8 protein-coding genes are annotated in these 9,967 nt (G+C 60.2%); 4 read left to right on the forward strand and 4 right to left on the reverse strand.

The window, feature by feature from the left end; all coding sequences use genetic code 11:
- Window positions 1-14 precede the first annotated feature (14 nt).
- The 4 genes from yidC to rpmH form a co-directional block, all read right to left on the reverse strand.
- Window positions 15-1,727, reverse strand: a complete 1,713-nt coding sequence (yidC, locus tag ACWGXF_RS04670; RefSeq protein WP_012840382.1) for a membrane protein insertase YidC — start codon at window positions 1,725-1,727, stop codon at window positions 15-17.
- Complete coding sequence (gene yidD, locus ACWGXF_RS04675; RefSeq protein WP_003064792.1) at window positions 1,724-2,023, reverse strand: membrane protein insertion efficiency factor YidD; 300 nt, start codon at window positions 2,021-2,023, stop codon at window positions 1,724-1,726. The genes yidC and yidD overlap by 4 nt, the downstream gene beginning before the upstream one ends.
- A complete protein-coding gene (locus tag ACWGXF_RS04680; protein ID WP_012840383.1) occupies window positions 2,020-2,577 on the reverse strand; it encodes a ribonuclease P protein component in 558 nt (185 codons plus the stop codon). The genes yidD and ACWGXF_RS04680 overlap by 4 nt, the downstream gene beginning before the upstream one ends.
- Before the next feature lie 64 nt (window positions 2,578-2,641).
- Complete coding sequence (gene rpmH, locus ACWGXF_RS04685) at window positions 2,642-2,776, reverse strand: 50S ribosomal protein L34 (protein WP_003060014.1); 135 nt, start codon at window positions 2,774-2,776, stop codon at window positions 2,642-2,644.
- 494 nt (window positions 2,777-3,270) lie between these two features.
- Here rpmH and dnaA point away from each other — a divergent pair, with 494 nt between their 5' ends.
- The 4 genes from dnaA to istA all read left to right on the forward strand — a co-directional run.
- Window positions 3,271-4,677 (forward strand): chromosomal replication initiator protein DnaA, encoded by a 1,407-nt coding sequence (gene dnaA, locus ACWGXF_RS04690; RefSeq protein WP_003064795.1) that lies wholly within the window; start codon window positions 3,271-3,273, stop codon window positions 4,675-4,677.
- A 182-nt stretch (window positions 4,678-4,859) separates the two neighbouring features.
- The gene (gene dnaN, locus ACWGXF_RS04695; RefSeq protein ID WP_039049313.1) at window positions 4,860-5,981 is read left to right on the forward strand and encodes a DNA polymerase III subunit beta; all 1,122 of its coding nucleotides are present in this window, start codon (window positions 4,860-4,862) and stop codon (window positions 5,979-5,981) included.
- A 148-nt stretch (window positions 5,982-6,129) separates the two neighbouring features.
- The gene (gyrB, locus tag ACWGXF_RS04700; protein ID WP_054073439.1) at window positions 6,130-8,697 is read left to right on the forward strand and encodes a DNA topoisomerase (ATP-hydrolyzing) subunit B; all 2,568 of its coding nucleotides are present in this window, start codon (window positions 6,130-6,132) and stop codon (window positions 8,695-8,697) included.
- A 575-nt stretch (window positions 8,698-9,272) separates the two neighbouring features.
- Window positions 9,273-9,967, forward strand: a 695-nt coding sequence (istA, locus tag ACWGXF_RS04705) for an IS21 family transposase (protein WP_452101709.1), incomplete at its 3' end; no start/stop codon positions are given.

Consider the following 9,967-nt stretch of genomic DNA (forward strand, 5'->3'; position numbering starts at 1 on the left):
CGCTGGCGCCGTGCTTACTTGCCTTCGGCAGCCTTGCCGAACTTCGGCAGGTTGAACTGAGGCGGCACGCCCATGCGCTTGTTGATGATCCACTGCTGAGCGATCGACAGAATGTTGTTCGTCAGCCAGTACAGCACCAGACCCGAGGGGAAGAAGAAGAACATCACGCTGAACATCAGCGGCATGATCCACATCATCTTGGCCTGCATGGGGTCAGGAGGAGCGGGATTCAGGGCGGTCTGCAGCAGCGAGGACAGAGTCATCAGCAGCGGCAGGATGAAGAAGGGATCCGGCACCGAAAGGTCATGAATCCAGCCAATCCAGGGCGCGTTGCGAATTTCCACGCTGGACTGCAGCACCCAGTACAGAGCCATGAAGACAGGGATCTGAATGACGATGGGCAGGCAGCCGCCCATGGGGTTGACCTTCTCCTCGCGGTAGATGCGCATCATCTCCTGCTGCATCTGCTGGGGCTTGTCCTTCAGACGCTCACGCATTTCCTGAATGCGGGGGTTGATGGCCTTCATCTTGGCCATCGAGGAGTAAGCCTTGGCGTTGAGCCAGTAGAAGGCAATCTTCAGCAGCACCACCAGGGCCACGATGGACCAGCCCCAGTTGCCGATGAACTTGTGCAGCTCGGACAGCAGCCAGTACAGCGGCTTGGCCAGAATCGTCAGCCAGCCATAGTCCTTGACCAGTTCCAGACCGGGCGAGAGCTTTTCCAGCATGGGCTCGACCTGAGGGCCGGAGAACAGGCGCGAGCTCACGGTCTTGGTCTGGCCGGGCTCCACGGTGCCCACGGGCGTGATCATGCCCACGGCGTAGAGGTTGTCACCCACCTTGCGCACGAAGTTGTCACGCTGGATGCCGTCGGCCAGCAGCCAGGCGCTGGCGAAGTAGTGCTGCACCATGGCCACATAGCCATTGGAGGATGCCTTGTCGACTTCGGCCTTGCCGTTCTCGATGTCCTTGAACTCGACCTTGTGGTACTTCTTGGCTTCGGTATAGACGGCCGGGCCAGTGAAGGTGGAGTAGAACGTGGACTCATGCTCGGGCTTGTTGCCGTCGCGCACCAGCTGCATGTACAGCTGAGGGTTCACGGCGGCAGAGCCGGTGTTGACCACATCGTGCTGCACATCGACGGCATAGGAGCCGCGCTTGAGCGTGAAGGTCTTGACCAGCTTCACGCCACCCTGGTCGGCCGACTCGAAGCGCACTTGCACGCTGTCCTGACCGTCCTTGAGCTCGCGCTCGCCGGGCATCACGGTCATGGGAGTCTTGTGCGTGGGGAAGTTGCCGCCGATCAGGCCGGTCTGACCCAGATACACACGCTTGGCGTTTTCCTCGAACACCTGCATGAGCTTTTTGTCATCCACGGTGTCGGAGTACTTGAGCAGCTCGGAAGCTTTCAGCGTGCCACCTTCGCTGTCGAAGGTCAGACGCATCACATCGCTGCCCACGATCACGTCCTGACGGGGCGTCACGGCTGCTGCGGGCTGCGCCGCGGCATTGGCGGCACCGGGCACATCGCCGGCAGAAGCTGCTGCTGCGGGCTGGGGCACGCTGACGTCAGCAGGCTTGACATCGGCCGCAGCAGGCGCGCTGACCGTCTGCGGCGATGGGAAGAAGGTGGGCTTTTTGCCGTTATGGATTTGCCACTTGTCCCAGAGCAAAACCATGGAAAAGCCAAATATCACCCACAGTATGGTGCGGCGAATATCGTTCATGAAGACTTCTTAGGTGAGGAAGGTTGGGTGGTCGCGGAAGAGTCCGAGGCATCGTCCAGAAAGGAAAACAGCCTGGGCTTTTGCTGTGGCACGGGATCATGCCCTCCGTCACACCACGGATGACAACGCGCCAGCCGGCGCACCGTCAGATAAGAGCCTACCGCAGCGCCGTGTTGCTCCAGCGCTTGAAGGGAATAGGCCGAGCAGGTCGGCTCGAAGCGACAGGCCGAGCCCAGCCAGGGACTGAGCAGCAGCCTGTAGCCACGCACTACAGCCATGAGCAGTCGCTGCATCATGGCTGGTTCTCCGGCTGATTTGCTATTAAATCAGTAGCTTCTTGCGCTTTACCATCAATGGCTTGAGGTGAATTCTTCTTCAAATTCACCTCCGCCTCGGCGGTCTGACGGGCCTGCGTCAGGCGGCGCGCCCCGGTCGCAAAAAGCTGTTGCAGTTCCTTGCGGACCGCTGCCTTGAGCTGATCCGAAGTTGCACTGACGAATTGCTTACGGTCAAACCCCGAGCGCAGGCGCACCACATAGGAAGCACACAGCAGGGCATCCTCGTAATCCGAGGACACCGCGTAGATCTGGCGCTTGATGGTGTGGCGCGTGACCGAGCGGCGTGCCCAGCGCTTGGGCACCATGGCACCCAGCCAGGCCTGCTTGCGCACGGCACCAATGCCAAACAGGGCCTGCGGATCGTTCGATCCGGGCCCTGTCCTGGGGTTGGCAACCATGTCGGGAACCTCGGCCACCAGCTCCATGCGATGCAGGGCGAAGTGCGGGGTACGGGCAATCGTGCCCGCGGACATGGTGGCCTGGAATTGCGGACGCGTTTTCAGCCTTTGCATAGGAGAGCCTCCGTTCAGAGGCCTTCAGCGCAGCGAATGAGCAGACCGCTAGCCAACGCCGGCCTTAGACGGCCAGACGCTTGCGGCCCTTGGCGCGACGTGCGTTGATCACGGCACGGCCACCCTTGGTCTTCATGCGGACCAGGAAACCGTGGGTACGGGCGCGGCGGATCTTGGAAGGTTGGTAAGTACGTTTCATGTTGGTTCCTTGAGAAGGTTCAGTATTTGCGTCGGCAAGGCGCCATGTCTGCGCCCGACCATTCCGGTTTTGCGCCGCACACTGTCACCGCCAAACCCGATATTTTTTCACATGCCGTGCATGTCATCGGACCAGAAGGCAACAAACGGAACAAAGCACCCGCCACAGCGCCTAAAGCAACTGGGCGCGCGCGCACAAAAAAGGCGCCCGGCTCATATCACCCTGAACACATTCAGGGAAACCGGGGATTATCACAGCGTTGGGCCTTTGATGCAATGACCCTTGAATTTGCTAAGGACTCACGGGGTATCCCGTCAAGCACCTGCGCGGCCCAGAGATTCTTTACAAACAGCAGGCGGCCAATCTATTAGGATGTGCAGCCTATAACGCACCGGAGTCGGGGACAGCCTTCTGATATTTTGTGGATAACTTCCGCAAAAGCTACAATACCAACCCCGCAACTGTTCCTCCTATCCACAATTAGACTTTTGACAATGACAGAGGAACCAACCAATGATGCAGGCCAGGCCCTGTGGCAGGTCTGCGTTGAGCAACTGGGTCAGGAGCTGCCAGAGCAGCAATTCAACACCTGGATCAAGCCGCTGACGGCACTCGTTGCAGAAGATTTTTCCAAGGTCACCGTCTATGTGGCCAACCGCTTCAAGCTGGACTGGATCCGTGCCCAGTATGCGGGCCGCATCTCGGCCATGCTGGAGTCGCTCTACGGCCAACCCGTCACTCTTGAGTTAGCACTTGCTCAGCGGGAAAGCGTTGTTCGTACTTATGTGCGCCCTCCTTCATCGACTCAGCAGGCTGCACCGCAAACGCACAATGTCGCCGTGCCTACCGTCACCAGCGAAGAGGCCAGCGCACCGGTTTTCCGCACCCGATTGAACCCGGCTCTCACCTTCGAGACGCTGGTCGAAGGTACGGCCAACCGCATGGCGCGCTCGGCCGCCATGCATGTGGCAGGCTCGCCCGGTCATCTCTACAACCCGCTGTTCATCTATGGCGGTGTCGGTCTCGGTAAGACCCACCTGGTGCATGCTGTGGGTAACCAGCTGCTCAAGGACAAGCCCGACGCCAAGATTCTCTACATCCACGCCGAGCAGTTCGTCTCGGATGTGGTCAAGGCCTACCAGCGCCGCACCTTCGACGAGTTCAAGGAACGCTACCACTCGCTCGACCTGCTGCTGATCGACGATGTGCAGTTCTTCGCCAACAAGGACCGTACGCAGGAAGAATTCTTCAATGCATTCGAGGCCCTGCTGGCCAAGAAGAGCCATATCGTGATGACGTCCGACACCTACCCCAAGGGTCTGGCCAATATTCACGAGCGCCTGGTCTCGCGCTTCGACTCAGGCCTGACGGTGGCCATCGAGCCGCCCGAGCTGGAAATGCGCGTGGCGATTCTGATCAACAAGGCCCGTGCCGAGAACGCCGACATGCCCGAGGAAGTTGCCTTCTTCGTGGCCAAGAACGTGCGCTCCAACGTGCGTGAGCTCGAAGGCGCGCTGCGCAAGATCCTGGCCTATTCGCGCTTCAACCAGAAGGAAGTGTCGATCCAGCTGGCCCGCGAGGCGCTGCGCGACCTGCTCAGTATTCAGAACCGCCAGATTTCTGTGGAAAACATCCAGAAGACGGTGGCCGACTACTACAAGATCAAGGTGGCCGACATGTACAGCAAGAAGCGCCCGGCCAGCATTGCCCGGCCGCGCCAGATTGCCATGTACCTGGCCAAGGAGCTGACGCAAAAAAGCCTGCCCGAGATCGGCGAGCTGTTCGGCGGCCGCGATCACACCACGGTGCTGCACGCCGTACGCAAGATTGCGGGCGAGCGCCAGACCAACACCGAGTTGAACCAGCAGCTGCATGTGCTGGAACAAACACTCAAGGGTTAAGAGCGTGTTCACGATCTGCTCGCGCCGACGTAGAGATCATGACCACGCTCTGAAAAACTCCCCCATGAATGTCACTCACACAGGGCAAAATGGGGAATTCACGCGGCATGAGGGAGCGTCCGCCCTGCCCTGCGGATGCCGCCGCGTCAAAACAAATGCGCACTTAAATCACTGAGGTTGACATGATCGTCCTGAAAGCCACACAAGACAAAGTTCTCGCGGTCCTGCAATCGGTGGCCGGCATTGTCGAGCGCCGCCACACGCTGCCCATTCTGGCCAATGTGCTGATCAAGAAGACCGGCAATGCACTGCAGCTGACAACCAGCGATCTGGAAATCCAGATCCGCACCACGGCCGAGCTGGGCGGCGACGCCGGCGACTTCACCACCACCATCGGTGCCCGCAAGCTGATCGACATCCTGAAGACCATGCCCGGCGACCAGACCGTGAGCCTGGAGACGCAGCAGTCCAAGATGATTCTGAAAGGCGGCAAGAGCCGCTTCACGCTGCAGACCCTGCCCGCCGAAGACTTCCCGCTGGTGCAGGAATCGGCCGCCTTCGGCCCCGCCTTCAGCGTGCCGCAGAAGGTGCTCAAGGACCTGCTGGGCCGGGTCTCCTTTGCCATGGCCGTGCAGGACATCCGCTACTACCTCAACGGCATTCTGTTCGTCGCCGAAGGCAACACCCTGAGCCTGGTGGCCACCGACGGCCACCGCCTGGCCTGGGCCAGCGCCACGCTGGACGTGGAAGTGCCCATCAAGCAGGAAGTGATTCTGCCGCGCAAGACCGTGCTGGAGCTGCAGCGCCTGCTGTCGGACGCCAGCGGCGAGAACCAGCCCGTCATCGAGATGCAGTTTGCCAACAACCAGGCCAAGTTCACCTTTGGCGGCATGGAGTTCGTGACCAAGCTGGTCGAGGGCAAGTTCCCCGACTACAACCGCGTCATCCCGCGCAACCACACCAACAGCGTGACCCTGGGCCGCGCCCCGCTGCTGGCATCGCTGCAGCGCACGGCCATCATGACCAGCGACAAGTTCAAGGGCGTGCGCCTGTCGGTCGAGCCTGGCACGCTGCGCGTGGCGTCCAACAACGCCGAGCAGGAAGAGGCCATGGACGAACTCGACATCGACTACGGTGGCGACACCATCGAGATCGGCTTCAACGTGACCTATCTGATCGACGTGCTCACCAATATGAGCCAGGACATGGTCAAGATCGATCTGCAGGACGGCAACAGCTCGGCGCTGGTCACCATCCCCGAGAACGAAAGCTTCAAGTACGTCGTGATGCCCATGCGCATCTGAGTGGACCGAACGCAGCCAGCCATTTCATTGCCTGAAATAACAGGAGCAGCTACCGCTCGTCCTGTAATGATTTCAGGCAAGTATTCATTTGAAAGTTATGCAGGTCAGGCGCCAACAGCTCCTGACCTTGTAGCAGCAAGGTAATTTCATGACCGAAGAGAACAAGCCAGACACCCAGACCGCAGCAGATGCAGGCGGCTATGGCGAAGGCGCAATCCAGATCCTGGAAGGCCTGGAAGCCGTGCGCAAGCGCCCAGGCATGTACATCGGTGACACCTCGGACGGCACCGGTCTGCACCACCTGGTCTTCGAGGTCGTGGACAACTCCATCGACGAAGCACTGGCCGGCTACTGCGACGACATTCTGGTCACCATCCATGCCGACGGCTCGCTGTCCGTCATCGACAACGGCCGCGGCATTCCCACCGGCGTGAAGATGGACGACAAGCACGAGCCCAAGCGCTCGGCTGCCGAAATCGCGCTGACCGAGCTGCACGCCGGCGGCAAGTTCAACCAGAACAGCTACAAGGTCTCGGGCGGCCTGCACGGCGTGGGCGTGTCCTGCGTGAACGCGCTGTCCGTCTGGCTCAAGCTCACCGTCAGCCGCGACGGCCGACGCCACGAGATCGACTTCTCGCGCGGCTTTGTGCAAAACCGCCTGATCGAAGTCGTGGACGGCGCCGAAGTCTCGCCCATGCGCGTGGTCGGCGCCAGCGACAAGCGCGGCACCAAGGTGCACTTTCTGCCCGACCAGGAAATCTTCAAGGAGAACTTCGAGTTCCGCTATGAAATCCTGGCCAAGCGCCTGCGCGAGCTGTCCTTCCTGAACAACGGCGTGCGCATCCGCTTGAAGGACGAGCGCGACGGCAAGGAAGACGACTTCTCGGGCGCCGGCGGCGTCAAGGGCTTTGTGCAGTTCATCAACGGCACCAAGAAGGTGCTGCACCCCACCACCTTCCATGCCAACGGCTCGCGCCCTGCAGAAACCTATGGCGGCATTCCCGGCACCGAAATCGGTGTCGAAGTCTCCATGCAGTGGAACGACAGCTATGCCGAGCAGGTGCTGTGCTTCACCAACAACATTCCCCAGCGTGATGGCGGCACCCACCTGACCGGCCTGCGCGCGGCCATGACCCGCGTGATCGGAAAATACATCGCCGACAACGAAATGGCCAAGAAGGCCAAGGTCGAAGTCTCCGGCGACGACATGCGCGAAGGCCTGTGCGCCGTGCTCAGCGTCAAGGTGCCCGAGCCCAAGTTCTCCAGCCAGACCAAGGACAAGCTGGTCAGCTCGGAAGTGCGCGCGCCCGTGGAAGACATCGTGGCCAAGAGCCTGACCGACTTCCTCGAAGAAAACCCCAACGACGCCAAGATCCTGTGCGGCAAGATCATCGAGGCGGCCCGCGCCCGTGAAGCCGCGCGCAAGGCCCGTGAAATGACGCGCCGCAAGGGCGTGCTCGACGGCATGGGCCTGCCCGGCAAGCTGGCCGACTGCCAGGAAAAAGATCCTGCGCTGTGCGAAATCTATATCGTCGAGGGTGACTCCGCCGGCGGCTCTGCCAAGCAGGGTCGCGACCGTAAATTCCAGGCCATCCTGCCGCTGCGCGGCAAGATCCTGAACGTGGAAAAGGCCCGCTACGAAAAGCTGCTGTCCAGCCAGGAAATCATCACCCTGATCACGGCCCTGGGCACCGGCATCGGCAAGGTCAGCGAAGACTCGGGCAAGAGCAGCAGCGACGACTACAACCCCGACAAGCTGCGCTACCACCGCATCATCATCATGACCGACGCGGACGTGGACGGCGCCCACATCCGAACTCTGCTGCTGACCTTCTTCTACCGCCAGATGCCCGACCTGGTCGAGCGCGGCCATATCTACATCGCCCAGCCGCCGCTGTACAAGGTCAAGAACGGCAAGGAAGAGCTCTACCTCAAGGACGGCCCGGCCCTCAACAAATACCTGCTCAAGATCGCGCTGAACCATGCCAGCGTGAACACCGGCGGCGACACTCCGCGCACCGTCGAAGGCGAAGAGCTGGCCAAGCTGGCCAACATGCACCTGGCCGCCGAAACCGTCATCGAGCGCCTGTCCAACTTCATGGATGCCGAGGCCCTGCGCGCCATTGCCGACGGCGTGCAGATCAAGCTCGACACCATTGAAGAAGCCCAGGAGTGCGCGCCGATTCTGGAAGCCAAGCTACGCGAGCTGACCACCACCGGCGTGCCCGCCGATGTGACGGCCGAGATCGACCCCAACAGCGAGCACCCCATCCTGCGCATCAGCCGCCATCACCACGGCAATATCAAGAGCTCCATCCTGACCCAGGAGTTCGTGCGCAGCCATGACTACGCCGCCCTGTCCGACGAAGCGCAGAACTTCGTCGGCCTGCTGGGCGAAGGCGCCAAGGTCACGCGCGGCGAAGGCGAGAAGGCCAAGACCGAAAAGGTCGGCGACTTCCGTCAGGCCATGGCCTGGCTGATCTCCGAAGCCGAGCGCACCACGGGTCGCCAGCGCTACAAGGGTCTGGGTGAAATGAACCCCGAGCAGCTCTGGGAAACCACCATGGACCCCAATGTCCGCAGCCTGCTGCAGGTCAAGATCGGCGACGCCATCGAAGCCGACCGCGTCTTCACCATGCTCATGGGTGACGAGGTCGAACCGCGCCGCAACTTCATCGAAGACAACGCGCTGCGGGCGGGGAATATCGACGTTTGATGTCCTTGTAGCGAGACCCATAAGGTGAGATTTTGAGAAGCATCTATTGAGATATTTATAGGATCTCACTTGGTAAGAGCTTTAATCTATCGATCGCTTGAACGAAAAAAGGCTACCAATCGGTAGCCTTTTTTCTGTTCCTTTATTCTGGGATGTGCTGCGTACCTCATCGTTGCAGCTCGTCATATCGCGATAAATGACTGCTGCGCAACGATTGCTGTTGTCCATAGCGGCATCACGATCTATCGGTCGTCGCTACATAACGGTCATCCGAGCGCCAAGGCTGGCGACTGCTCAACGACAGGTTTCAGGTAAGCAGCTGACCGTGACCGCCAGTGCAGCCAAGAAAGTTGCTGGAAGTCCGCTATCCCGGCTTATGAACTGGTACTGCCGACCCTTTGCAGCCAATCCCGCCTTGTCAGCAGATGTCTGCTATACAGCGATTTCCGCCAATAGCTGCACACGAGTGTTGATTTCCACCCAGAAGTGACCCACTAGCCCCCGGTTTTTCCATCTCAATCTGACCCACGCATTAACCCTAGCCTGCTGCTTTCTTGTGCAGCAGGAGACCAGGAGTGATTGACGTGGCTACTTTGAGTGTCATCCGGCGCTGGGCTTTGCGTGAGCACCTGTCCATCCGAGAGATCGCCCGCAGAACTGGGCTTTCTCGCAATACCATCCGCAAGTATTTGCGCTCCGACGTTGTGCAACCTCAACTTGCACAGCGCACCATTGCCACCAAGCTCGACCCCTTCGCCAGCAAGCTGTCAGGCTGGCTGCGTACAGAAGTCAACCGCTCTCGCAAGCAGCGGCGCACGATCAAGCAGATGTTTCTGGACTTGCAGGCGTTGGGCTACACCGGCTCCTACAACCGAGTCGCTGCCTTTGCCAGAGTATGGAAGGCCCAGTGTCATGCGGCGGAGCAGACATCAGGGCGAGGCGTTTTTGTGCCCCTGGTCTTCGGTGCTGGAGAAGCCTTCCAGTTTGATTGGAGCGAGGATTGGGCTGTCATTGCGGGTGTACGCACCAAGCTGCAAGTGGCTCACTTCAAGCTCAGCCACAGCCGAGCCTTCTATCTGCGGGCTTATCCCCTGCAAACCCATGAGATGCTGTTCGATGCCCACAACCGTGCCTTTGCGGTGTTTGGAGGCGTCCCTAGGCGGGGGATCTACGACAACATGCGCACAGCCGTCGATCGTGTCGGCCGTGGCAAGCTCAGAGAGGTCAACGCCCGCTTCAGTGCTATGGCCAGCCATTTCCTGTTCGAGGC

This window comes from Comamonas sp. HJ-2 (genome assembly GCF_053615495.1).

Coding starts and splice junctions, on each gene's coding strand:
- dnaA (WP_003064795.1), top strand. CDS start 3,271: ATGACAGAGGAACCAACCAATGATGCAGGCCAGGCCCTGTGGCAGGTC.
- dnaN (WP_039049313.1), top strand. CDS start 4,860: ATGATCGTCCTGAAAGCCACACAAGACAAAGTTCTCGCGGTCCTGCAA.
- rpmH (WP_003060014.1), bottom strand. CDS start 2,776: ATGAAACGTACTTACCAACCTTCCAAGATCCGCCGCGCCCGTACCCAC.
- yidC (WP_012840382.1), bottom strand. CDS start 1,727: ATGAACGATATTCGCCGCACCATACTGTGGGTGATATTTGGCTTTTCC.
- gyrB (WP_054073439.1), top strand. CDS start 6,130: ATGACCGAAGAGAACAAGCCAGACACCCAGACCGCAGCAGATGCAGGC.
- ACWGXF_RS04680 (WP_012840383.1), bottom strand. CDS start 2,577: ATGCAAAGGCTGAAAACGCGTCCGCAATTCCAGGCCACCATGTCCGCG.
- yidD (WP_003064792.1), bottom strand. CDS start 2,023: ATGATGCAGCGACTGCTCATGGCTGTAGTGCGTGGCTACAGGCTGCTG.